The sequence below is a fragment of the Mammaliicoccus sp. I-M35 genome (assembly GCF_022386455.1).
Lineage (GTDB): Bacteria > Bacillota > Bacilli > Staphylococcales > Staphylococcaceae > Mammaliicoccus > Mammaliicoccus sciuri_A.
In genome coordinates this window covers 46,751-72,764 of record NZ_JAJNIL010000007.1, presented here as the reverse complement: position 1 = coordinate 72,764, position 26,014 = coordinate 46,751, and the positions used below count along the sequence as shown (strand labels likewise).

The 26,014-nt window shown below is 32.1% G+C and carries 25 protein-coding genes; 4 read left to right on the top strand and 21 right to left on the bottom strand.

The annotated features are described in order from the left end of the window. Positions 1 to 16: 16 nt before the first annotated feature. Positions 17 to 301 (bottom strand): co-chaperone GroES, encoded by a 285-nt coding sequence (gene groES, locus LQ679_RS09285; protein WP_025905068.1) that lies wholly within the window; start codon positions 299 to 301, stop codon positions 17 to 19. A 173-nt stretch (positions 302 to 474) separates the two neighbouring features. Between groES and mroQ the strand changes: the two genes are divergently transcribed. Beyond that, positions 475 to 1,245, top strand: coding sequence for an intramembrane glutamic endopeptidase MroQ (gene mroQ / locus LQ679_RS09280; protein WP_025905067.1), 771 nt, complete (start codon positions 475 to 477; stop codon positions 1,243 to 1,245). A 520-nt stretch (positions 1,246 to 1,765) separates the two neighbouring features. Here the strand turns inward: mroQ and LQ679_RS09275 are convergent. After that, on the bottom strand, positions 1,766 to 3,193 hold the full coding sequence (locus LQ679_RS09275) for a phosphate--AMP phosphotransferase (protein ID WP_239762539.1): 1,428 nt from the start codon (positions 3,191 to 3,193) through the stop codon (positions 1,766 to 1,768). A 113-nt stretch (positions 3,194 to 3,306) separates the two neighbouring features. Between LQ679_RS09275 and LQ679_RS09270 the strand changes: the two genes are divergently transcribed. Beyond that, positions 3,307 to 5,007, top strand: coding sequence for a M3 family oligoendopeptidase (locus tag LQ679_RS09270; protein ID WP_239748829.1), 1,701 nt, complete (start codon positions 3,307 to 3,309; stop codon positions 5,005 to 5,007). 673 nt (positions 5,008 to 5,680) lie between these two features. Here LQ679_RS09270 and LQ679_RS09265 read toward each other — a convergent pair. From LQ679_RS09265 to LQ679_RS09230, 8 genes are all read right to left on the bottom strand, one after another. Beyond that, positions 5,681 to 6,814, bottom strand: coding sequence for an SdrH family protein (locus LQ679_RS09265; protein WP_204188884.1), 1,134 nt, complete (start codon positions 6,812 to 6,814; stop codon positions 5,681 to 5,683). 189 nt (positions 6,815 to 7,003) lie between these two features. Continuing rightward, entirely contained in the window at positions 7,004 to 8,485 is a 1,482-nt protein-coding gene (locus LQ679_RS09260) for a glycoside hydrolase family 32 protein (RefSeq protein ID WP_126477686.1), read from the bottom strand. A gap of 67 nt (positions 8,486 to 8,552) precedes the next feature. Continuing rightward, complete coding sequence (locus LQ679_RS09255) at positions 8,553 to 9,506, bottom strand: LacI family DNA-binding transcriptional regulator (protein ID WP_126477687.1); 954 nt, start codon at positions 9,504 to 9,506, stop codon at positions 8,553 to 8,555. Between the two features lie 126 nt (positions 9,507 to 9,632). After that, positions 9,633 to 9,857 (bottom strand): sulfurtransferase TusA family protein, encoded by a 225-nt coding sequence (locus tag LQ679_RS09250; RefSeq protein WP_025905061.1) that lies wholly within the window; start codon positions 9,855 to 9,857, stop codon positions 9,633 to 9,635. A gap of 18 nt (positions 9,858 to 9,875) precedes the next feature. Further along, positions 9,876 to 10,943 (bottom strand): YeeE/YedE family protein, encoded by a 1,068-nt coding sequence (locus tag LQ679_RS09245; RefSeq protein ID WP_037589605.1) that lies wholly within the window; start codon positions 10,941 to 10,943, stop codon positions 9,876 to 9,878. Positions 10,944 to 11,068: 125 nt separating this feature from the next. Next, on the bottom strand, positions 11,069 to 11,851 hold the full coding sequence (gene tatC / locus LQ679_RS09240) for a twin-arginine translocase subunit TatC (protein WP_239762538.1): 783 nt from the start codon (positions 11,849 to 11,851) through the stop codon (positions 11,069 to 11,071). 71 nt (positions 11,852 to 11,922) lie between these two features. Next, the gene (gene tatA, locus LQ679_RS09235; RefSeq protein ID WP_025905058.1) at positions 11,923 to 12,147 is read right to left on the bottom strand and encodes a twin-arginine translocase TatA/TatE family subunit; all 225 of its coding nucleotides are present in this window, start codon (positions 12,145 to 12,147) and stop codon (positions 11,923 to 11,925) included. Between the two features lie 11 nt (positions 12,148 to 12,158). Next, the gene (locus LQ679_RS09230) at positions 12,159 to 12,791 is read right to left on the bottom strand and encodes a redox-sensing transcriptional repressor Rex (RefSeq protein ID WP_025905057.1); all 633 of its coding nucleotides are present in this window, start codon (positions 12,789 to 12,791) and stop codon (positions 12,159 to 12,161) included. Positions 12,792 to 12,952: 161 nt separating this feature from the next. Between LQ679_RS09230 and abc-f the strand changes: the two genes are divergently transcribed. After that, positions 12,953 to 14,875, top strand: a complete 1,923-nt coding sequence (gene abc-f / locus LQ679_RS09225; protein WP_126477689.1) for a ribosomal protection-like ABC-F family protein — start codon at positions 12,953 to 12,955, stop codon at positions 14,873 to 14,875. 722 nt (positions 14,876 to 15,597) lie between these two features. Continuing rightward, positions 15,598 to 16,098, top strand: coding sequence for a hypothetical protein (locus tag LQ679_RS09220; RefSeq protein ID WP_239722859.1), 501 nt, complete (start codon positions 15,598 to 15,600; stop codon positions 16,096 to 16,098). A 29-nt stretch (positions 16,099 to 16,127) separates the two neighbouring features. On the opposite strand, the gene LQ679_RS09215 is transcribed toward LQ679_RS09220, so the two are convergent. The 11 genes from LQ679_RS09215 to LQ679_RS09165 form a co-directional block, all read right to left on the bottom strand. Continuing rightward, positions 16,128 to 16,376 carry a hypothetical protein gene (locus LQ679_RS09215; RefSeq protein ID WP_239705787.1) on the bottom strand — a complete coding sequence of 83 codons (249 nt, stop codon included), beginning with the start codon at positions 16,374 to 16,376 and terminating at the stop codon, positions 16,128 to 16,130. Positions 16,377 to 16,506: 130 nt separating this feature from the next. Beyond that, positions 16,507 to 16,806 carry a DUF3467 domain-containing protein gene (locus LQ679_RS09210; RefSeq protein ID WP_239705786.1) on the bottom strand — a complete coding sequence of 100 codons (300 nt, stop codon included), beginning with the start codon at positions 16,804 to 16,806 and terminating at the stop codon, positions 16,507 to 16,509. 530 nt (positions 16,807 to 17,336) lie between these two features. Beyond that, the gene (locus LQ679_RS09205) at positions 17,337 to 17,513 is read right to left on the bottom strand and encodes a hypothetical protein (protein WP_155403652.1); all 177 of its coding nucleotides are present in this window, start codon (positions 17,511 to 17,513) and stop codon (positions 17,337 to 17,339) included. A 179-nt stretch (positions 17,514 to 17,692) separates the two neighbouring features. After that, positions 17,693 to 18,562, bottom strand: a complete 870-nt coding sequence (locus LQ679_RS09200; RefSeq protein WP_239762536.1) for a peptidoglycan recognition protein family protein — start codon at positions 18,560 to 18,562, stop codon at positions 17,693 to 17,695. Positions 18,563 to 18,652: 90 nt separating this feature from the next. After that, complete coding sequence (locus LQ679_RS09195) at positions 18,653 to 18,901, bottom strand: phage holin (RefSeq protein ID WP_239705784.1); 249 nt, start codon at positions 18,899 to 18,901, stop codon at positions 18,653 to 18,655. 12 nt (positions 18,902 to 18,913) lie between these two features. Then, the gene (locus LQ679_RS09190) at positions 18,914 to 19,300 is read right to left on the bottom strand and encodes a hypothetical protein (RefSeq protein ID WP_239705783.1); all 387 of its coding nucleotides are present in this window, start codon (positions 19,298 to 19,300) and stop codon (positions 18,914 to 18,916) included. 14 nt (positions 19,301 to 19,314) lie between these two features. Next, positions 19,315 to 19,761 carry a hypothetical protein gene (locus tag LQ679_RS09185; RefSeq protein WP_239705782.1) on the bottom strand — a complete coding sequence of 149 codons (447 nt, stop codon included), beginning with the start codon at positions 19,759 to 19,761 and terminating at the stop codon, positions 19,315 to 19,317. A 40-nt stretch (positions 19,762 to 19,801) separates the two neighbouring features. After that, positions 19,802 to 20,095: a hypothetical protein gene (locus LQ679_RS09180; RefSeq protein WP_191836046.1), complete on the bottom strand. Its 294-nt coding sequence runs from the start codon at positions 20,093 to 20,095 to the stop codon at positions 19,802 to 19,804. 41 nt (positions 20,096 to 20,136) lie between these two features. After that, on the bottom strand, positions 20,137 to 20,310 hold the full coding sequence (locus tag LQ679_RS09175) for a hypothetical protein (protein WP_239705781.1): 174 nt from the start codon (positions 20,308 to 20,310) through the stop codon (positions 20,137 to 20,139). Then, positions 20,307 to 24,497: a phage tail spike protein gene (locus tag LQ679_RS09170; protein ID WP_239762534.1), complete on the bottom strand. Its 4,191-nt coding sequence runs from the start codon at positions 24,495 to 24,497 to the stop codon at positions 20,307 to 20,309. The genes LQ679_RS09175 and LQ679_RS09170 overlap by 4 nt, the downstream gene beginning before the upstream one ends. Positions 24,498 to 24,518: 21 nt before the next feature. After that, positions 24,519 to 26,006: a phage distal tail protein gene (locus tag LQ679_RS09165; RefSeq protein WP_239733701.1), complete on the bottom strand. Its 1,488-nt coding sequence runs from the start codon at positions 26,004 to 26,006 to the stop codon at positions 24,519 to 24,521. Between the last annotated feature and the right edge of the window lie 8 nt (positions 26,007 to 26,014).

Sequence of the window (26,014 nt, the reverse complement as noted above, 5' to 3'; positions counted from 1 at the left end):
AAAAATATTATCTAAATTATTCAATAACTGCTAAAATGTCATCTTCTGAAAGGATAATATATGTTTCTTTATCACGTTTAACTTCTGTTCCTGCGTATTGTTGATATACAACTTGATCACCTACAGCAACATCTACAGTAAGTCTTGTACCATCTTCTAGACGCTTACCTGGTCCAACAGCAACAACTTTTCCTTCGTTAGACGATTCTTTAGCTGAATCTGTCAATACAATCCCGCTAGCTGTAGTTTGTTCTGTTTCTGTTTTCTCAATAATAATTCTATCTCCCAATGGTTTTAACATTTATAAAATCCTCCTTGGCGCTAATAATGTTAGCACTCTTTATACTTAAGTGCTAACTACATTTTTATAATAATCAAATTTGGTCAAAATTACAAGCAATATAACTTAAATTTTTCTCTTTTTCTGCTAAATAAGGTACAATGTTTACATGTTTATTTTTGGAGGAATTGAAAATGCAATTTAATCGATTAACTGTTAATATTGCTACCCTATTACTATTTGGTGTTGTACAAACAATCGCAATTATTCCAAATAGTTTATACGCTGATTCAGGATTATCTAAAGTCACAAGATTAGAAATCAGCTTAACATGGATGGCAACAACAGCTATCATTACTGTTTTATTATTATGGTATATGAACTCAAATATTAAAAATCCAACTCGATTAGAACAACAGAAGAAAGAACCATGGGTATACGTGATTTTCTGGTGTGTTGCAGGTATTATAATGGCCATGCTTGGACAAATCATCGCCGCTTTGATTAATACATATATATTTAATCAACCAGTAGAAAGTGGTAATACTCAAAATCTCATGAAGATTGCACAACAATCACATATATTAATCGTTTATATCGTATTAGCAGGTCCAATATTAGAAGAATTAATATTCCGTAAATTAATTTTCGGAGAAATATACAATATGATTAAAGCACCTAAGTGGTTAAGCTTTATCGTAGCAGTATTAGTCAGTTCTTTTATTTTCTCATTAGCACATTCAGATCCAGAACATACATTAATATATGTTGTAATGGGAACTGTATTTAGCGGCCTTTATGTATTAACGAAACGTATCATCGTACCAATGGTTGCACATATGGGAATGAACGGAATAGTTGTTTTAGGACAAATTGTATTTAAAGATCAAGTAAACGAACAATTAGAGAAACAATCTCAAATTTCACAACTGATATATCATACAATCTTGAGCATGTATAGCTAAGCGTAAATAAATAAGCATATCACCGAACTGAAGAACTCAGTCTTAAGTGATATGCTTATTTTTTTGTATTTGGAGGGCGGCTAACTTCCATTATTCTGAATTCTGGTAATTAGAACACTGTAACTTCCATTATTCCGAATTGTGGTTGTTAGAACGCTGTTACTTCCATTATTCTGAATTGTGGTTGTTAGATGTGCGCTCATTTAGAGACATTTCTCACAATTCTGTCCCTAACGACACTTCTTACGGACATTTCTCGGAATTCTGTCCCTAACTGCACCTCTTACGGACATTTCTCGGAATTCTGTCCCTAACAGCACCTCTTAGAGACATTTCTCGGAATTCTGTCCCTAACTGCACCTCTTACGGACATTTCTCGGAATTCTGTCCCTAACAACGCCTCTTACGGACATTTCTCACAATTCTGTCTCTAACAGCACCTCTTACGGACATTTCTCACAATTCTGTCCCTAACGACAGCTCTTACGGACATTTCTCACAATTCTGTCCCTAATATACTCTAATATTGTTTGACACCCCATAATACTTCTTCACATTTTTTAATAATGTATTTGATAACTTCGATTCTAGCTGATTTTTTATTGTCAGCTGGTACGACAAGCCATGGTGCATGATCTGTGTTTGTGAATTTAATCATATCATGACTTGCTTCGATATATTGATCCCATTTTTCTCTATTTCGCCAATCTTCGTCTGTAATTTTCCATTGTTTTTCTGGTGTTTCTTCTCGTTCTTTAAATCTTCTTAATTGTTCATCTTTATCTAAAGTTAAGAAGAATTTTAGAATAATTGCACCTTCGTCCGTCCACATTTTCTCAAATTGATTGATTTCTTCATAGGCACGTTTCCATTCTTTTTTAGTAGCAAATCCTTCTACTCTTTCTACTAATACTCTTCCGTACCAACTTCTATCGAATATTTCAATGTGGCCGCTTCTTGGCATGTCTTTAGCAAATCTCCATAAGTAATGATGATTCAACTCAACATCTGTTGGGGCACTTATTGCATTTACTTCATAACCAGTTGGATCTAATTTTTCTCTAACTCTTTTAATATTACCACCTTTACCGGCTGCATCCATGCCTTCGTATACTAATATTAACGGAATTTTTCTTTCGTATAATGCAAATTGCAATTCTTTCAGTCTATCTTGTAAGTCACCTATAAGAGATTTATATGTCTTTTTATTTACTTTATCTATAGATTGATCAAATAGGTCTGTTTTAAAATCTTCCGTAAAATCGCCATCAATTACTTTGTCTTTCTTTTTATGTAGTTTAATCGCGTTGTTCAATCGATCGATGATATGTTTATACATCAAATTGATAGCTTCTTCTCTCTCCGTATAATCAATGATTTCCCATTCATCAGGGGAAGCTTTAAGTATTTTGTGCATTTCTTTATGATATACGTCATCATTAATGGCACTTTCGTATTCTTGCGCTTTCCAACTTGTTAATGGATTTTCTTTCATTTCTTTTAAATGTTCTTTTCTCTTTTTATCGCTAATCTCAATATAAAACTTAATAATTTCGTAGCCATCATCTTGGACCATAGTTTCAAAGTCTTGGATTTGTCTGCGTAAAGCATGATATTTGTTGTATATAGAATGCTTTATTTTGTTTGCTTGATATTCTATATAATATGCATACCAACTTCTAAAATAAATATTGATGTCACCTTTTGAAGGTAAACTGTTCCAATATTTCTGTAAAAATTGATATCTTAGATCGTCTTCTGAAGGTGATTTCATCGGTACAAAGTGTGTGTATTTAGCATCAAGTGTTAAAAGAAGTTCATTTGATAGTCTCGTCTTACCTGATGCGGGAACACCTTCAAATACAATCATGATAGGAATTCCAAGTTCTTTTGTCTTCCTCGTTAATGCTGCTACTTCTAAAGATAATTGCTCATTATTTTTAGTCATTTATATACACCTCTTTTCATTTCATATTATATGCTTTTACCTTTATTTTCGCAATTTTCAATAAAATTACAACAAAGAAATGTTATAATAAATTTATTAAGGGAGGTTTTAACATGACGTTAACTTTTAAAGATTATCAATATGAACAAATCAATATTGAAGAAAAAGAAAAACAAACCAAATCATTATTAAATGAATTCGATAATGCAGAAACGGTCGATCAAGCAATTGAGGCGATTAATGAAATTAATAAGATTAGAAACCATACAGATACGCATTATAACCTAGCTTACATAAGAGCATCTATCGATACAAATGATGAATATTATAATAAAGAAAGAGATTTCTTTGATGAAACAATGCCTAAAATACAACATTTAGACCACTTATTCTATCAATCTTTATTAAAATCTAAATTTAAAAATGATTTAATTGAGCATTTTGGACAACAACTATTTTCTTTAGCAGAAGTTGCTCTCAATACATATAATCCTTCTATTAATGACTTACTTGTTAAAGAAAATAAATTAGTAAGCGAATATGATAAATTAATTGCTTCAGCAGATATTGAATATAACGGCGAACATTTGAACTTATCACAATTCAGTAAGTACTTAATCAATGAAGATAGAGAAATTAGAAAAGATGCTTTTAAAGCAAGAGAACAGTTTTTTGCAGATCATCTAGAGGATTTAGATCGTATATATGATGATCTTGTAAAAACAAGACATGAAATAGCTTTAAAATTAGGATACGAGAACTTTGTTCAACTTGGCTATGATAGAATGCAAAGAATTGGATACGACGCAAATGATGTAAAAATTTTTAGAGAGCAAGTTAAAGAACATGTCGTACCTATTACTGAAGACATCAAATCACAGCATGCAAAACGTATTGGCGTTGACAGTTTAAAAGCTTACGATAATAATTTCACTTTTAAAACGGGATCGCCTAAACCACAAATATCAACAGAGGAAATCGTGAAAAATGCTAAAAAAATGTACCATGAACGTTCTAAAGAAACTGGTCATTTTATAGATTTTATGATTGATAAACAATTATTTGATTTAGAAGCTAAAAAAGGAAAAGAAAGTGGTGGATATTGTACAATCATAAATGATTTTAAATCACCATTCATTTTCGCAAACTTTAATGGCACACAAGGTGATATTGAAGTTATGACACATGAAGCTGGACATGCTTTCCAAGTATATGAAAGCTTGAAGTATTCTGTTCCAGAATATTACTTCCCTACATCAGAGGCATGTGAAATTCATTCAATGAGTATGGAATATTTAACTTATCCATGGATGTCATTATTTTTCAAACAAGATACGGATAAATTTAAATTAGCACACTTAGAAGACAATATTAAATTCTTACCATATGGTGTAGCAGTGGATGAATTCCAACACTTTGTTTATGAGAACCCAGACATTTCTTCAGAAGAACGAAGAAAAGCTTGGTCAGATTTAGAAAATAAATACTTCCCAAGTGTAGACTATGACAATATTCAACATCTTGAAAATGGTGCATTCTGGCATAGACAAGGTCATATTTTTGCATCACCATTTTATTATATTGATTATACATTAGCGACAATTTGTGCAATGCAATTTTTCATTAAACAAGAAGCTGATCCAGATCAAGCATGGTCTGATTACTTAAAAATATGTCAAATCGGCGGTTCACAATCATTTATTGATATTATGGCATCTGTTCAGTTACAATCTCCATTTGAAGAAGGTACTGTAAAATCCATTATAGAAACATTATACAAAGCAACACAGAATATTGATCAAAGTGAATTTTAATAAAAGTGGAAGCCGGACAGAAATCTACTTCCAAGATAATAGAAGAGACTGAGACATTTCATTATGTGCCAGTCTCTTTTATTTGGAAAAACCAATATTAGTGGGAGTTTCTATATTGCTTGTTTTCATTGTCTTGCAACATACGGGATCCCTATGTTGCTAGTTTAGGGAGTCCTGCAACATACAGGAGTTCTATGTTGCTTGTTTGATGTGTCTTGATAAATACAACGCTCCTATTTATCTTGTTTGGGTAGTCTTGATAAATACAATGCCCCTATTTATCTTGTTTTACCAGTCTTGATAAATACAAAGTGGCTATTTATCTTGTTTGGGCAGTCTTGATAAATACAATGCCCCTATTTATCTTGTTTCACTAGTCTTGATAAATACAAAGTCCATATTTATCTTGTTTCGCCTGTCTTGATAAATACAAGGACCTCCAACTTTGCTAGTCACGCTCCACTTGCAATATTCAGCCTCCCAACATTGCTAGTCACACCTCACTTGCAATATTCAGACCACCAACATTGCTAGTCATTCCCCACTTGCAATATTCAGACCTCCAACATTGCTTGTCACGCCTCACTTGCAATGTTCAGCCTCCCTATTTCTAAAAATATGAAAAAGAGTCTAGAACATTTCTGTCCCAGACTCACTTATACTTTTATTATATTTATGATTTTGAAAATCTTCGCATTATGAATAATATGATGGCTCCTAATGCTAGTACAATTGCGATTGAAATACCAATGATGAATGGTTTAGAAATACCTTTGTCGTCAGAAGCTGTTTCAAAACTTTCTGTCGTTGTTTGAGTTGTTTCTGTTTTAGTATCATCATCATCTACAGAAGTTGTTTCCGTCGTTTTATTAGTCTTTTTAAATTTTGGCTGTGCTAAATCAGGTCTACTACCAACTTTACTTGTTACGAGCGCTAGTACATCTTCATCCAATTTACTATAATACGCTTCTGAATGGCCAGGTATAAATTTAGGCGCCTTTTCATCAGTGTATTGCGGATTGTAATATCCATCCCCTACTTCATTTGTATTTGGATATGCTGGCATTGTTTGTTTGTATTGATTTACATTTTGTTCGTTATTGGTATTTGAATTTGGTTCATTAGTTTTAGGTTCTTCAGAAGATGGTTTTCCACTATTGGATTGGTTCGGTGGTGGTACTTGATGATTGTTATCATTACTTGAAGGTTCTTCAGTGCTCGGTTTTTCACCAGACTTTGGTTCAGTACTTGGCTCTTCAGTTGTTGGTTCCTCTGAAGTTGGTTTATCATCAGTCTTTGGCTCTTCAGTACTTGGCTCTTCTGTTGTTGGTTTATCATCTGTTTTTGGCTCTTCAGTGCTCGGTTCTTCTGTTGATGGCTCCTCTGTACTAGGCTTTTCATCAGTCTTCGGTTCTTCTGTACTTGGTTTCTGATCTGATTTCGGCTCTGTACTTGGTTCTTCTGTTGTTGGTTCTTCTTTACTTGGCTTTTCATCTGATTTTTGTTCAGACTTTTTATCTCTAGTAGGTTCTTCTGATGACTGTTCCTCAGTGCTTGAATCTTCTTCTGACTTCGGTTCAGTAGTTGTTTCCTCAGTTTTACTATTTTGTTCGCTATTTGAATCAGTTTCTTTGGATTGCTGTGCTTCTATATTTTGATTCGATTGTTCTTGAGTTGTGTTCGGAGAAGTATCTTTTGTACTAGATTCATTGCTTTCTATTGCATCTGTATTATTCCCGTGTGCTACTCCAAATGCCATAGAAGATAATAGTAATGTTGAAATCATAGCATTTTTAAATATCTTCATAAAAATTCTTCCCCTCCTCTACATTAATTAATAGTTAAAGTATAAAGGAATGTTTCTTTGTTTTCTATGCTTGAACGCCATATGTTACACAGAATTAATATTTTGTAATAACTTATTCATATTTCTTACAATTTACTGATATTAAAATAAACACTTGCTGTATCAGAACAACAAGTGTTTTTGATTCATTTAATTATTTAGTTGTAAGTCATATTTCGTAAACTTCAAGTAAACTTGGCCAGACTCTGTAGAAGTTCTGAAATTAACAGCATCTTCATCAGGGAATATTCTCGTTGTTAATACTTTTTCACCATCGTTAACGAAAATTTCTAAACTAGATGTATCGCTATAAATTCTCAGTTCTTTTAAGTCGTTATCTAACGTTGTTGAACGAGTTGTCTTCTCAACCGCTTCACTCACAATACCACTTTCAAATCGATCTAAAGTAAGTTGTTTAGAACGTGTATTATAAATAATTTGTGTTGAACATTTTTTAGAAACTCTTAAATCAAAGTATATTTCGCTAGCTTCATTCTCCAGAATCTCAATCATTAATTCAAACTGTTTACCTTCATATGGGTGAAGTTTAACTGAATGTTTATTAGCATAACCTTCAGCAGTTTCTTTATTTGTTCTTAATTTTTCTAGTACTTTTATAGGTCTTTGTTTCAGTTTATCATCTTCAATTGTTAGTACTCTTGGAATCGTTAAACAATGTGCCCAACCTTCTTCATCTGTAGCATAATCTATTTCAGGAAGTCCCATCCAACCAATTAAAATTCTATCACCATGTTCATCTAAAAATGTTTGTGGTGCATAAAAGTCAAATCCTTGGTCTAATTCAACAAAGTCTTGGTGGTCAAACTTCAACGTATCTATATCAAAATCACCAATTAAATAACCAGATTGATAGATGTTCTCGAATTGGTTATTTTCCGCTTCAATACCTTGAGGTGAAAAGATAAATACATCTTTATCATTTAACTTAAATAAATCTGGACATTCCCACATATAACCAAAGTTTTGCAGTTGTGTTTCAATCTCCCCTTTAAAGTTCCAATCTTGAATATTTTCAGATTCATATATAACAGCCGTACCTGTTTCATTCTCTCTTTGAATCCCAAATATTGCGTAGTACTTTCCGTTCTCAAACCATACTTTAGGGTCTCTAAAATGTTCAGTATATCCTTCTGGCTTGTTTGGAATAGCTGGTTGATCAAACTTTTTAAAAGTGCCATCTTCCAATTGTTCAGCAATCATTTGGACAGATTTACGATCCCAATTTTCATTACGCACATTTCCCGTATACATTAAATATAACTTACCATCATAATCAAAGGCACTACCCGAATATACACCGTGACAATCATACTCTGTATCAGGCGCTAAAGCGATTCCCTCATCTTTATATTCTAATAAATCTTTACTTGTATAATGATACCAATACTTCAAACCATGTACTGCGCCAAGCGGAAACCATTGATGAAATATATGATAAACGCCATTATGATAAACCAAACCATTTGGATCATTTAACAATCCTGTTTTTGGTTGAATATGAAAAGTTTGACGCCATTTTGACGCATTCACTTTATCTATTAATTCATTATATTCTTCATCAGATATGTCTGATAATTTTTTATATCTTTCTTCTCGTGTCCAATTTACCATTATCATTCTCCTTACATCCGATTTAGACCGGTTCCATAATATATATATTTTAGCATACTTGAAAGGCTTAATTTTTTAACCATTCAAATTGTGTTTCAATAATATTTAATTTTTCTACCGTTTCGTGATTTATACTTTTATTTAATACATGAACTGCTGTCTCACCAGCTAAATAATAATTAAACTTTACAGTCCCAATATGTGGTGCCACAATTTCTGTCATCTTATTTCCGCCAAATCCAATAATCGTTGGCATATCAACTTCTCTTTTTAAAAGTGTATGGTATATACCTAAAGCTATATTATCCGTAGCTGCGACAATTACTTCGTCTTCTCTTAACTTAATATCATTACCTAATATTTGTGCATCTTTAATACTGAAACTACTTTCAATAAATGTTGGTTCGATGCCTTGTTCCTTTAGTGGAATAAACAGACCTTCTTTTCTAGTTTTACCGACTGCAATGTCATGTTCAGAAACACCGATATATGTAATATTGTGCTTTTGATGTTTCAATAACCATTCTGCAACTTGATTACCTGCTTGGAAATCATCGTGAACAATCGATAAAAGTGATTCATGAGATTGACCAACAATAACAATCGGGCATTCAACTGACTCAATTGCTTTCATATGTTCTTCAGAAATGTTCGTTGCCATCAAAATAATGCCGTCCACTTTACGCTTAGCTAACATATAAATAGAATCAATTTCTCTATCTTTTGATAAATCTGTATTCACAATCATTGTTTGAACATTTTGTTTAAGTAAAGTTGTTTCAATACCTTTTAACGTTTCAGTTGTTGCATAAGAATCTAGCCTAGGTACAATTGCACCGATCAGACCTGTTCTCTTAGCCTTTAAACTTTGAGCAAATTGATTCGGTTTATATCCTGTTTCTTCTACTACTTTATGTATTTTTTCTTTTGTACTTTTACTAATGGAGCCGCCATTTAAATATCTAGAAACTGTACTTTTAGAAACACCTGCCATATTAGCAATATCTTTAATCGTCTTCATGTATACACCTCTCAGTGATTTATTTTATCATAAAACCGTTTCCAATACTTTATAAATAAAATACAGTTTTAAACAAAAAAACCTAGAAACAAAGCCAAATGTCTTTGTTTCTAGGTTAAATATAATTTATTGTTTTTCAACTGTTATTGTCCATGAAGCATCTCCAAGTTGTTCATAATTCGTAACTGGATAGCCATTTTCTGCTGCCCAATTTGGAAGTGCTTCTGTCGCTTGCGTGCAATCAAAATCAATTTTCAATTGTTCGCCTACTTGTAATTCATCCATTTTATTTTGTGCTTCTATTAATGGGAACGGACATACCATTCCTACTGTACCTAATTCATGTACCATATATATTGACTCCTTTTATTAAATACTTTGTGTGCTAACTTGTGCTTTTGTTTGTCTTGCTTTTCTAGGTTTAACAAAGATGAAATAACTCATAAACCATGCACCAAAAATCATTGATGGTAAAGCAACCCAACCTTGCCAACTCATAGCTGCTGTTGAAACTAAACCATTACCGATTGAACAGCCACCTGCTAATGATGCACCAACACCCATGCAAGCACCACCGATAACACTGTTTCTTATTGTTTTAGTATCTGGCATTCTCCATTTGAATTCTCTTGAACCTTTTGCTGCAATATATGAACCGATAAATATACCAAGTACTAAAAATACGCCCCAGTTTATTAATGAAGCATCACCTGTAACTAAGTATTGTACGATATTTGCTGAAGGTGTTGTAATACCAAGGCCAGCAATTCTTCCTGTTGAAGCACTCATTGGCCAAGCAATTAATGCTATTATTCCTACTGCAATTGCAGCTGCAAACGGGTGATATCTTTTTTCAAATAAGATATGACGAATACCTGTATATTTTTGTTTTAATTGAGGAATTGCTACTTTTGGTTTTTTTAGTGTTTTTGTAACAAAATAAACTGTAACAATCACTAAAATAGCAATCAATACCCATACAGGTACATTAAGTGTTTCTGCCATATTTGAGTTAACAACACTATATGAATTAATTTTTTCTTGAACAGGGTTTAATGGTCCAGATTTCATAATTGCTGCTGTTACACCATATAATACTAAGGCTATCCAGCTTCCAATTAATCCCTCGCCTGCTCTATACCAAGTCCCAGTCGCACATCCACCAGCTAAGATAATTCCGATACCAAATACAAAAGATCCAAATATCGTACCTACTAATGGAAATGTTTCTGCTTCTAGCTTAAATACACCTAATCCTACTAGTGTAAATAATCCAATACTTTGAATAGAGATTGCAATTAATAAAGCATAAAACATTTTATTATTTTTCTGTACATACATATCTCTAAACCCGCCTGTTAAACAAAAACGTGTTCTTTGCATAACAAAGCCAAGTAATATTCCGACTATAAGTCCACTTATAATCATCCAAACCATATAAACAACTCCTTATTCCTATTACAATGATAGGAATAATAATATATCATATACAACACATATTCAAGTTAACATTTGATTACAAATATCAGACAATTCAATAAAAAAACAGCCATAGCAATAAGCTACAGCTGCTCCTTATCATCTTCATCCATCCCAAGTTCTTCTTCCATTAATTTTTGTTCGGCTTTTAAATATTTTTTATAGCCTATTTTTGAAATAACAATGCTGATTTCATAAAGTAAAATCATTGGTAATGTAAACAACATATGTGTCATAAAGTCAGGTGGTGCGATTAACGCAGCCACAACAAGTAAAATAAAATACGCATATTTTCTATTTTTCTTTAAAAACATTGGTGTAACGATACCTAATCGTGTTAAAAATAGTAATAAAATAGGTAATTGAAAGACAAATCCGAATGGTATGGTAAATTTAAACATTTCACTAAAGTACTCTTTAATCCCGATTGTTTGCTTAATTCCCATATCATCAGCTAATCCCATTGTGAACGAAATTAAATACGGAAAAATCACAAAGTATGAGAATAATAAACCACCTACAAATAAAATTAAACTAAATGGTATATAACTTAATGTCACTTTTTGTTCTTTCGGATGTAAACCTGGAGATATAAATGCCCATAATTCATATAAAATGACAGGCGATACAATGATAAATGCAATCACAATTATCATTGTTATGTATATCGTTAATGGATCCGTTATTCTAAATGCATTGAGTTCTAATGTTTGTGTAAAATCATCATTTGTTATATAAAAAATAACGGGTTTAGCTACGAAAAAGCCAACAATGAGACCACCAACAAGGAAATATGCAATAATCATAATACGTCCACGAAGTTCTTCTAAGTGTTCGACAAATGTTAAATTGTCTTTATCCACCATCTTACCTCCAATCTAAAAAAGATGTGGCAGGAAACCCGCCACATTCTTGGGAACATCTGTTAAATAAAATTCTATTTAACTTCTTTATCTTTGCCATCTTCTGGAGTGCTTTTCTTCTCATCAAAGTTTGTCATGCCATCAGTCGCATCTTTAAATTCTTTCAAAGTTGAACCCATTGCTCTACCGAATTGTGGTAATTTCTTTGGTCCAAATATAATTAATGCAACTACCCCTATAAATAATAAACTGACTGGTCCTGAAATACCAAGTGTGTTAATAAACATTAAAGCTTCCATTTGATACCCTCCTATTGATTCTTCATAAAGAAGATTAAAGATTGTAATTCAATTCCTAAATCTATATGATGAACCTGCACTTTCTCAGGTACATTAATTCTTTGAGGTGTAAAATTCAAAATACCAGTAATACCCGAAGATGTTATACGATCCGCAACTTTTTGAGCTGCTTGTTGTGGTACTGTTAATATTACAACTTGTATACCTACTTCTTCAACTACCTTTTCAAAATCATCCATACTATCTACAGTTAATTTACCAACCATACTACCAATGATATCTTCTGATTGATCAAAAGCAGCTACAATTTGCATTCTATCATTAACAGTAAAGTTATAATTCACAAGTGCAGTACCTAAATTACCAACACCAACGATTGCGACTTTAGTCATATCATCTTGTTCAAGCGTTGTTCTAAAAAATTTAAGTAAATAACTAATATTGTAACCATAACCCTTTTTACCTAATTCACCAAAATACGAAAAATCTCGACGAATAGTAGCTGAATCAATTTTAAGTCCTTCACTTAATTCTTTCGATGAAACACGATCTACGCCAGAATTATGCAATGTGCTAACAAATCTATAATAAAGAGGCAAACGTTTCAAAGTTGCTTTAGGGATCTTCACATCATTCTTTGCCAAAATCCTCACCTTTTCCAATATAAAATAATGTGATTGCGTTCACATCTAATGGCTTAATTATAACAAACTTCACGTAAAATAACTATATAAATATTGTATGTGATTTCATACAATTATCACTCGTTTTCATGTAAAATAATAACTAATAGAGAGGTGTAAACATGATACTTTTACAAATAAATAAATTAGAGAAATCTTATGATGGAGAAGTTATATTCTCTGATGTAGATTTCGAAGTAAAAACCGGTGAAAGAATCGCTATTGTCGGTAGAAATGGCGCGGGAAAAACAACATTAATGAAAATCATCGCTGGTGTTGAATCATATGATGAAGGAAATATTTCTAAAGGTAAACAAGTTACGATGGGATACCTTACTCAACAAATGACATTAGATTCTAATGACACTGTTATGAATGAAATGAAAAAACCATTTAAAGACGTAATCAATATTGAAGATAAAATGAAAACTTTAACAGATTGGTTAAGTATTCATGCTGATGAGTATGACCAAGACATATATAAAGAAAAATTGTCACAATACGAAGCGTTATCTAATCAATATGAATTAATGGATGGCTATAATTACGAAAGCAAAATTAAGACCGTATTAACAGGTTTAGACTTTAAAGAATCTGACTTTGATAGACAAATTCAATCATTTAGCGGCGGCCAAAAAACAAGATTATCTATGGCTCAAATGTTATTAAGTGAACCTGATTTACTGTTACTCGATGAACCTACAAACCATTTAGATATGGAAACAACTGAATGGTTAGAAAATTATTTAACACACTTTAAAGGTGCAATTGTTATTATCAGTCACGACAGATACTTCTTAGATAAAATAGTCAATCAAGTATATGATGTCGCTTTAGGTTCTGTTAAAAAGTATGTCGGTAATTACAGTAAATTCTTAAAAGAACGAGATGCACATTACGAAAAAGTCATGGCTGAATATGAAAGACAACAAAATGAAATTAAAAAGTTAGAAACATTTGTCGAAAAAAATATTACACGTGCTTCAACAAGTGGTATGGCAAAAAGTCGTCGTAAAGTACTAGAAAGAATGGAAAGAATCGAAAAGCCGAGACTTGATGCTAAAAGTGCACAAATAAATTTTGAAATAACTAGAGCTACAGGTGAAGATGTCCTTAAAGTTCAAAATTTAGATATCGGTTATTCTAAAAGCATTACACCACCTATCAACTTAGAAGTGAAGCGACATGATCGTATTGCGATAATTGGTCCAAATGGTATTGGGAAATCTACGTTGATTAAAACAATTGCACAAAAAATACCTGCTTTAGGCGGGAATATTGTTTATGGTTCTAATATTCAAATCGGTTATTACGACCAAAAACAAGCAGAATTCACTTCTAATATGACAATTTTAGACTATGTTTGGAATCAGTATGCACATATGCCCGAGAAAGATATAAGAACGATTTTAGGTAGATTTTTATTTACTCAAGAAGAAGTAAAAAAAGTCATCAATGATTTATCTGGTGGAGAAAAAGCTAGACTTCAACTCGCTTTACTCATGTTAGAAAAAAACAATGTACTCATTCTAGATGAACCTACCAACCACTTAGATATCGATTCTAAAGAAATGTTGGAACAAGCTTTGCAAAATTTTGAAGGTACATTACTCTTTGTATCACATGACCGTTATTTTATTAACGAACTAGCAAATAATATTTTCCACATCACACAAAGTGGAAATGAATTATTTAGAGGCGATTACCAATATTATTTAGAAAAGCTAGAACAACGTGAGGCTATTAGTCGTTATGAACAAGAAGACATCCAATCTACTGAAACGGCTAAAGACGATCAATATTACGCAAATCAAAAGCAACTAAAAAAAGAAAAGCGTAAACTTGAAAGACAGTTAGAAGAAATTGAAAATAATATTTCGACATATGAAGAACAAATCTCTGACTATGAACATCAACTGACATTACCAGAGATATTTAATGATATTGAAAAAAGCAATGAAATTAATAAGTTACGAATAGAAACAGAACGTTTGCTCGAAGAAAATATGGAAAAATGGGAAGAACTTGAAAGTAAGTTAAATTAACGAAAAACGGCTGAGGTAAATTTTACACCTCAGTCGTTTTTTTCTGAAATAATTAAGCACATCTTTATACACATCAAAAAGTCTTATTTTTCAAGTAATCCACAAAGTTATCCTAGTTATCCACAAGTAAAATGTAAAATATCGATCTGAATCAACTATTTTATCCACAAATATTTAAAAACTTATACTAATGTTATCCACAAAATGTGGTTAACTTGTGCACAAGTACAAATGTTCTGTATTGACTTTATCATGAATACGTTAAAAACCTTATAACAACGGTCTTTATATTGATTTTTAAGCGTTCGTTTTTATACGAACAAAATGTTTATTTTATCCCTATTTACCCCCTATTTATACCTAAACTGTCGGAACAACTGTCGGAAGCTAAACTTATTCACAATTGTCACTTGGACAAGTAAGATAGGGTTTGTTGATAAGTACCATCACACTTAGAATTAAAAGAGCTTGCTAAATATGAGATTTTAAAAAATATGTCGGAGACTTGGGGATTTGTTAAAAATGAGGCTGCTATTAGGAATCAAATTCTATCAAAATAATACTTGTTCTTATAGTGTGACTATTAATTCTATATGAGGTGTTTAATGAGTGTGAAATTAATAAGTTTGATAGTGAGCATAGCAAGTTAGAGGTACTAGAGAATGGTGAGAAAGTGTTATTAAATATGGATTGTATTGTGGAGATAGAGTAAAATTATAATAATGGAAGTTCAAACAAATGAAGGGAATGGTAGAATGAACATTTTAAAAGTTATAATGTCTTTATTAGTTATAGCTATTTTGATGATAGGATTATCTTTTGCTGCGTTTATGGTGTATGAGAACACAATAACAAAAAAGGATGAAGTATCAACCAGTGTTAATGAACAACATCAAACTGTCGAAAACGATACTAGTATGAATAGTGAACAAATAGCAGAGGATAACAACGAAGTGTCAGAAGAAAAGCCCGAATACTTACCTCACTTATCTGATAAAAATTATGCATTCAGACTTATGACACTAAATAGAGATGCATTACCTGAGGGAAGTAGAGAACAAAAAGAATATGATGGCACTATACAAACTGCACGTACAAACATTGCAAATGGTTTAGGTAAAGACTTTGATTACAAAATAGTTGAACAATATGAAGCAATAAATGCTGCAGGTGGTAATCAAGAAAAGGCTCAAGAATATATTAAAAACAATCCATATAAATAACCCACCAATTAAGGTGGGTTTAGTTATACTTAAGTAAAAAATTGTAATACCACACCAACAATACTAATTATTGCTGGTACACTAATACCTATCCAAAAACGCTTTGATGTAACTTTTTTATCATTTATTTCAATTTTTAAATCAGATACTGCATTTTTTATATCTCTAGATATTACTTCTTTTGTAGAATTTATTTTTTGATCGATACCATCAAATCTAGTATCCATATGCTTTTTATGTTCTTCGAATTCTGGTCTAGTTATATAATCTGTACTCATACTATCTACCTCCACTTCTTGAAAGCCTAAAGTACCAGTCTGTTTATTTAAAGTATACGTTCTTGTAGAATTATCCCCATATTTCTTATACTTAGGATGATTATTTATAACATAAATATTATCATTCTTCTTAATAGAAATTACTCATTTCAACTTGAAGGGTGTCTATATCTTTTACCTCTCCATGTATTTCTTCATGTCTTCTTAATCCTAGCTCAAGAGCATTTTTAAGTTGTTTAGCGAGACTTGGATTCATAATTATTTTTTGATTATCAAGAAAGCCATTTGGTGTGCTTTGCTTAAAATTTACAATAAAATCAGTAATACTAGTTTGTACATCTAACGAATTAGCATAAAACATAGAAAAGTTTTCACCATGAATATAATCGTCTTCTTTAGTAAAACTCATTTCAATATTTTTTTCTTCCATATTCTTTACCCCTTTTTAGTCTAATTAAATACATATTACACTAAAATTAAATCGGACAAAAGGCGGAACATGTATCGAACAATTTTTTGTTATAAAACTAAAATGTATTTTGAAAAATAAAACCCTACCACTATTGTGATAGGGCATAGGATAACTTAATTAGATTTGTTTATATTTGGAAGAGAAACAAACCTATAATCATTGTAACATAATAAAAACCCCATCACAAAAAAGTGACAGGGCAAGTTAATGGTTATTTATATATGAAAATCCAGCACTATATAAGTGCTTATATATAGTAATACTACACTTTAGGTATTAAATCAAATAAATAACACCCCACTTATTAGCGAGGTGCAAAAAGGTATTACCAAATATGAGTTTAAAACTAAAACGGAGATAATAGGTTTAAACTAATTTAATTATATCACTATGGATAATCTAGTCAAAATAATAACCTACTCAATTATATGAGCAGGCTCGCCGTATAGTTGTGTTTAATATGTCTAAAGTTATCTTAACATACTTAATCACACTTCTGTTTTAAAATCAGGACTTTGTATGGTAGTACTTTTTAATTTAGTAATACATTCTTCTAATATCGCTATTTCTACATCATTGTTGAAGTCTCCATTTAATTTTTCATTTAACAATATAGAAACATACAATAAATCATCGCTTAAATCTTGATAGTTAATTTCTTTCATAAAACTTATTCCCTTCAATTAATCTTGTATTAATAATAGATACAAGATACAAATACCCGATTAATTATCTTGCAAAACAAATTAAATAATAAAAAAATAACCCCACTCTACAAATAAGAAGTGGGGTTTGCGTGTATGAACTACCTAGCGGTTAAACTAAATAGGGTAAACATATAATACTACTTTTTACTTGTAATCTTCAAGTCAAACCATAATTTGGTTTCTTTTTCTAACTTCTCATCTTTGTGTGTAATAGGCCCCAATGCACAATAGAATCGTCCAGCTTTAGGGTTAGTTGGATATTCAAACTCTGCCCACCAATATTTATCCTTTTTAGTAACCGAGAAGAAGTTAATATATTGACCAGCTAAGATGTTATTTGGTGGTGCTAATGCCGGTTCGTTTAAACCTGGTTTCTTTTTAGCTGCGATTGGAGATACACCTTTCTTAGCTGTCGCTTTACCAGACCATTTCCAAGTTGTTTTAGGTGGTTTAGTTGTTGTGTCACCGTTGTAATAATGTTTAATACGAGAAATAAAGTAATCTTTTAACTTATTACGATTAGCTAACGTATCTGGTGCGTTTTTTCCTACATGCATATCCCAAGAACGATGAGGACAAGATGTGCCAAAATACTGTCTATGAAGATTAACTGTCGTGCGATTGACTGGCAAACCATAAGACTTCATGACAGCTGCTGCTACTTTAAATGTTGCCTCTTCATTTAATTTGAATTGGGCATCTGTTAAACCTGCTGCTGGGTGTGATTGACAAACTTCGAATCCGATCAGATTACTATTAGCCCAGTTATTACCACAATGCCATTCTACATAATCTGTTGGGTGATACCAAAGCGTCTCATCTTTGTTTACGTAAACTGAAGCCCATCCATTAACATGCGTTCCGTTTTGTTCTCTCGTGTATAACCACGGTAAATACTGATTAGGTGTCATTGAACCATAATCATTGTGAATGACAACACCAGCTATACTAGCTTTTTTACCTGTTAATCTACTACCTTGAATGTGTTTTGAAAAAATATCTTTCATTATAAATCTCTCCTTAAGTTTTAGTTTTTCTTGGTTATAACTGCACTGTCATAACCAAGGCAGAATTAAAAGCCGACTATTTAGCCGACATTACTTTGGTTCGTTATACTGTTGTGCTTGCGTTGAGTCATTTATCCCTTTTGTTGTAGGGTCTTGCACTACACCTAGTAGCACCAGCACACCTAACACACTGTTCACGATATTCGTTATTTGGTCTGTATACACTGTGATGTCATAATCGAATGCACCCGACACTTGCTGAGCAAATAAAAGGATAGCCGATATAATGGCTATCCAGAATGATTTTTGTTTAATACGAACTTTCCAGTTAATTTTCATGCTATTGCCTCCTTATTTAAATAAGACTTGTATTAAAACTGGCACAAATCCACCTGCCCCAAGTCCAGCTGTAATTATTGTTATGAGAAACTTGTTTCTATCTACAACACCTGCTTGTTGGCTTTCTTGGACTCGTTTTAATTCAGTTTCAATACTGTCTGTTTTCTTTACGTAATCTATTAATACGTTATTAACCTCTTTTAAATCATCACGAATACCTTTCATATTTTCATTAATTGGTTTTTGTCCTTCTATAAATGTTCGTATTGTTAAATTCAAAGCATTAAAGTTCTGATCGTGTTTATCTTCTACTTCGTTTATTCTTGCATGTAATTTACCTTTATCTTTCTCACGGCGTAGTTCGTCTTCATAATATTTCTCAGTTGTTAGATAGTTCATTACTTACTCTTTTCTTACTTCATTTCAGAAACGTTTTTGTAAGCTAATAGTGCAGTTGCACCGCCAAAGATAGAAAAGGAAAGATTCATAATTGGTGTGACTAAATTTAAGCCACTGTCAAAACCAGCCGTTGAGAAAATATAATAAAAGGGACATGCTATTGCATATCCCCATGCAGTCAATCTATAAAAACTAATACTTGTTTGATGATATGGTAGTTTGATTCCTGCAAGAATAATTAATATTCCAGCAAGTACAAATGGAATGCCCCAAATCGTTAAAGGCATCACCTTATGCATAGCTGTGTAGAGTTCACTTTCGTATTGTGCTTTCTCAGCAAAAAGAATCCAATAACTACCTCGAACAATACAACATATTCCAAAAGCGAAATTCCACGCGATTGCGTAAAAATGAAAAAAGTTTAATCCTTTTCTGCCCATCATTAAAGCACCTACTTTCACAAATAACAAGACACCTACCAAAAGGTAAGTGTCTTATAAATTATTCTGTTTCTTCTGTTTTTTCTTTATCCTCAACGTATTCTTGTCCATCTTCTTGTTTTTTGTTTCGTGTTATATCTTGTTCAACATAATAAGTTTTTGTCCCATTTTGAAATATGCTAGCTAACATGTTTTGCATTTTACATACTTGTTGGACTTGTGCCTCATCCTTAAATTTATATGCTGTATTAGGATTAGCACCTCTAACAAAGCTGTTTGAATAATTCTGCATTAATGCACTTTCTTCACCATTCTTATTTACTTCAACTAAATAAAATTCTTTGAATTGTTCCATTTAAAACACTCCTTTTTTAATTTTATAAAAAAACGCCTAACTTATTTGTTAGACGTTTGATTATTATGTTCGGCCATTCTTTCTTGTGTTTCATAATTCGCAACCTCTAATGTAAGTCGCGCGTTTTTATTTACCATGGTTTGTATTAATTCATTTAAGTACTGAACTTCTTTGATAAGTTCTTCCTTAGTTAATTCTTCTAGTTTTTTCATCATTTTATCATCTCCAATATTGCATCAATTTTCACTTGCATATCTGTAATTTGTTTCTTCAGTTCTTCGTTTTCAAATGCAAGTTCTTGAATTGCCTTTGTATTCCACCATATAACTTCATTACCATCAAAACCATCTAAATTACGCCATTCGACTGGGAATGTATCTAATTTACTATTTTCTCTTAAGATAATTCCGTGGTGAATTCGATTATATTCAGTGCCTGCTTCTGAGTTGACTTTATATGAATGTAGTTTAAGTTCATTCTTATAAATATCTAAAACGTTGTACTTCCATTCTTCAATATCATATTTATATTTTTCATGAGACATTGCGTTCCATGAATTGAAACGAATATTTTTATATGTTATGTCTCCACCATTGTAACCTGCCTTACTAACCACCCTTAATTCACTATGGCACATCGCGTATATATTTGTATCTGCAGCTTCAATGTTACCAATTACTTTCTCGCCACTAAAATATTGGGCATACATAGGCACTCGATTATTCCCGTTACTATCTAACGCAAAAACTTTGCTTCCTTTAAGTAAAACCTCTCCATAACTAGATGACAAACTTAAATTACGGTTGTTCGATAAGATACCAACATGACCTTGTTCTACACCGTCAGACGATTGAATCGCCATATAACTACCACCAGAACCGATTTCTGATGTGTACGGTGATGTTCTTTTTAATACTAGATTTTGACCGTCTCTATTTATTTCTAACCCGCTGTCAACAGTCCTAATATAAAAACGTTTGTTAGCATTTAGATACAAACCATATTCAGATTCAATAGTTAGTTGTTGTCCTGAATAAATGTGCATACCTTGACCGTATACGTCACTGTTATAGCTTTCATCAGAAAAGAAATCTATAAAACGTGCGCCATTTTTGTCAGGCGACAGACTATGAATTTCTCTTTGAGTTGTTATACCTTTATCTGTTAAAGCAAGCCAGCGTTCAATATCAGTTAATTTCCGATTCCCAAACTGCTTCGATATCAACCCAGACCGGTAAACACCATTCCATGATTCTGTAAATGCCTCATAAGTAACACTACCTTGAGGAAATGTTCGTGCGAACGAACCAGTCGACCGAATTTTTCCACCACTTAAAACTGTTGATTCACCATTACGAGAACCACTAACAGTTGCTCTATTTAAATCAACATCCATTGCTTTCAAATAATTTATTGTGGCTTGTTTACTAAATAATTTATCAATATAAGCATCTTTAATTGTAGTTCTACCATTTTGAACAATTACGTCACCATCATTAATTACAAATTTGGTAGTATCAATTTTAACTCCATTTGGACCGACTGTATGACTTTGTATAGTCCCGTTTTCATCAAAAACTAAAGATAATCCTGTAGTTGTATTAATGGTTAGATCAGCTAATAAACGTGACATTGTTTTATTGCTTTTGTTTAGTTCTTCACTACTTGCTTTTAAATTGATTTCCTGACCATTTTGTTCGATAGAAGTTTCCATTGTTTCTAGCTTTTCTTCCGTTGCTTTATAATCTTTTAATGTCACTCTATCTTTAATCTGATTGCTTAGTTGAGTTCGTTCTGAATTTGCGGTATTCAACATCTCTACAACGTTCATGAAATTTGTAACATATTCTTCACGAGATACTTTCGAGTTAATCTGATCTGGCCATATATCTAACGCTGCTTTATTTTGATTTACTTGATGTTGAATTGGTGCTAGATATTCATTGTATATTTTCGTTACTTCGCTACTATCTGCTTTTAATTTGATGCCGTCTTTCAGTATATTTATGTCAGCACTTTGCTCTTTTATTGATGTTTTTATTTCTTTCATCTGTTCCTCAACATCATCACTTGAAGGTGTCCAACTTAAATCAACTAAACCTCTATATAACGAAATTTTATTTACAAATTGATTAGATGCTTTTGATCTAATAACAATTAGAATATTTTTCTTGTCTTTCGTGTTAAATTGTATTTCTCTGACGTTAGCGTAACCCACAACAATATTTCCACCTTTGTTGTAAAACACACCCATTTCTATATCGTTTGAACTTTCTTCAACTTTTAAAGTGTAATCTGTGTTAGGCAATAGCTCATTCTCAAAATCATCGTAAAACATAATATCTAATCTCTTACCATTGTTTAGTATAGCTTTAGTTTCACTTTCAAAAATTGCGCCTCTTGTTCTATCGAACATTGGACTGTCACTTAAAAATGACCTAATTAAGTTATTTCCATCTGTTTTAAGACCTTCAATTTTTCTGGTAACTGAAGAAATACCAGCACTTAATTCTTCGTTTGTGTTGGTTATACGTTGATTTGTTTGAGTAATACCATTCTGTAATTCCTGTAACTTCGCTTCATTGGCTTGTGACATTTCATCCATTGCACTTTCGATTGTCACACGCATTTCTTCAAGCATTTCTTTATTAGGTATATCTGCAATTAATTGTCCTGTTTCTTCGTTATAAGTACCCCCAATAACATCTGCAACTTTTTGCATTGCCTCGTTGTATTTTTGTTCTGTGTATTGTGATTGTAGTAATTTAAAACGTTCTTCAATTGCCTTTCTTGCATTTAGCAATGCGTTATTAAGAGTATATATTTTTTCGCGATACTGAACTATCAAAGATTGTGTATCCATCAATTTGCCTATCGTTGCTGTTTCAGATGTCATACTATTAACTGAAGAGCTGATACTTTCAAATATGTTATTTAAACCGTCCAATTCATCGCTTAACAATATTCTAATATCTTCATCAACTAAGTATTCACTATTTAATGTCTCGTATACTTCATTAGTTAAGTTAGCATGTTGTACAGATAGAGAAATGAATGTACCATTTATTTCATTGAAAATAATAGATTCTTTTGTCATTCCACCAATTTGTTCAACATCATGAGCCGATGCATTGCGCCATTCTCCGTCCACAAACTCACGCAATACTGCAACTTTAGGATTCGTTGTATCGTACCAAAAATCTCCTTCTTCTGGATTTATAGGTGGCGTCGAACCTCGATGAATGCTCTTTTGTAATCTTTCTATCTCTTCTTCTATTCTGTTAGTAATAATCATATTTGAGTTACTTATATTATTGTTCAATTTCTCACGGATATCGTTTAATTTCTTTATAAATTCATTTCGAAGATCTGCTTCTTTATATTCAACATATTCTCCGAAACTATAAGTAACGTCTCTGCTGATCAAATCATAATCTTCTGATGTCACTTCTGCCTCTACATATAATGGAGGTGTGAAATCTGTATTTTTAATTCGTAATAAATCACCTAGATTAATTACTTCATGCTCGAACTCTTTTTCAATATCAATCGATGTGACTTCATAACTAATAACTTCGGATTTTCTTTTATTTAATTCTGTAGTACCGAGTGTGCGCAATCGACTTTCAGTCATATCTTGGTCGTCTGATTCAGGTTCATATATCCCCCAATTATATCGACCAGGTAATCCATATAAAGATTGAGCCATATCATCTTTTACAACTAGTTCTAACCTAGAACCATCATCCTTTTCAGGACCAATACATAATAATGCTGTTTTAATTTCTGAAAAATCAACATTTCTATTTAAACCTATTAAATCTTTACCATAAGTGATTTCCTTACCATTAAATATCGGATTCGCCTTTTTTAACGTTACATATCTATTTTTTACAGTAGTCTCACCTATATCGATATGAAAGTCTAATACCATGTTAAAAGTAGTACATAATTGTAAAAGAACTTCATATCTAGTTTGATATGAAGTCCACGATGTTGTTCTTATTCCTCCGTATTCTGTATCGTCAGACACTTTCCATCCAGTGTCTTTTAACACATCTGACAAAGCTTGTGCTGTAGTCATCTTTTCTAATTTACCGGGTCCATATGGTTTAGCTTTAGAAATATCATTTAAATATGATGCGGCTGTCTCAATTTCAGTATATCCGTCTATATCGGATGATATACGTTCAATAATAAACTCACGATAGTGACCGTTCTTATCTTGAATGATAATTCTGTTCTTTTCTTGCATTTTTTCAGTGCGAGATGAAAGTATAGTAAAATCAAATGTTTCTACTCTGGTTATTATATCTCTTACATGCTGGGCTTTTACTAAAGCATTATCACTTCTTGAAATAAAATCAATTATTTCCCCATCAAAGTTCATAACATGAATCATCTATATACCTCCTCTCTCTTCTTATAAAAATCTGTCATGCCATTTTACAGTTGTATCAAATACCCCTTGTGGGAAAATGATTAATTCAGATTTGCCACTATCAACATTAAAATAATCGCTACCAAATGTTTTTTTATCAAGAATAGGTTCTTCATTCAACATTACGACTTTAGAGTCAGTATCTATTTGAATTAAATCACCTTGTTTGATAAACAGTTCTTTTACACCAGTCTTTTTTGGTAACTTTTCTGACACATAAGCGCCTAATGCATGCATTTTCATGTAGTTATTTATAGTTGTACTCTTAGCTTGATAAACACCAATTGACGATACAGGACGTTGATAAAAATTACCCGAATCCGTTACGCTCTTATTTACAATTTGAAGTGGTTTTATTCTGTTAGGGTCTTTATTATGATCAAATAACCAAGTCTTTAATTTTATTAATTGGCCAACTCTTTCAATGCTCATATAAATAATTAAAGTTTTCATTTTGTTAACAAATGGCACATTTCTTGCTTCAAGTACTTTTGATTCACCGCCACTCTGATTAAATAAGGTAATCACAAATTTACCGTTTGGATTACCAGGTGATGTATTTATATAACCTAGTGATGCAAGTATTCTGTTATCTGTGTCATACAAATGATAAGCTACTTTACCTGCGCCTCTGTTTGATTGATAAATAATTGCTTTTACAGTCACTTTGAAATCTTGTGCTTGTCTAGAGAAAGCTTTTTTATATTGCGAGCCAATCCATCCACTTCCAGAAGGAAAAGTTGATACTTCGAACCCTTCTCCGTTTTTTTCTATTTTGTATGTTCCACCAACAATACCTCCGAAAAGTGTGTCGGGTATATTGCCACTTGTAGTTTTCGTCCAACCAGTTGTGGTTCTAAATTCGTCACTTAATATGTTAGGTGAATAATCTTTAGCAACCTCATTCACATCGTCTACTCCAACTTTAAAATAATCCTCATCATTTTTAGTTATCATGTAATACGACGCATTTTTAAGCGCTCTTGCCTCGATAGTCACAGGTGTATCAGCAGTTCCTTTATTAACTATGACCACTTCATCTGATATAGCTGTGTTTTCATATTCATTAGTTGAATATTTGAATGGATCTAAAAGTACTACTTTGATTGTGAATTTAATAAATTCTCTTGGATTTTTAGGTAATTCTATTGGTCCATCAAAATAAGCTTTCCAAAACCAAGATTGTGATTTAAATCTTAATTCAACCGCTTCATCATATTTAAAAAAATCGACTAGTTTCTTTAATATTTCATCATGACTTTTCTTGCCTCCGGGCGATAAATAATCGTTTCTCACGATTAGTGGTAACTCAAATTCTAATTCTTCAATATTTCTAGATTTTCTTACGCTTCCTGCCCTACCATTAACTTTTTCTCGTTCAGTTATAAAATTAAAAGAGGGTATATTAAACCCTCTCTCTACAACCAACCAATCAAGTTTTTTCTTGTTCACAATAATTGTATCAAGCATTTATACAC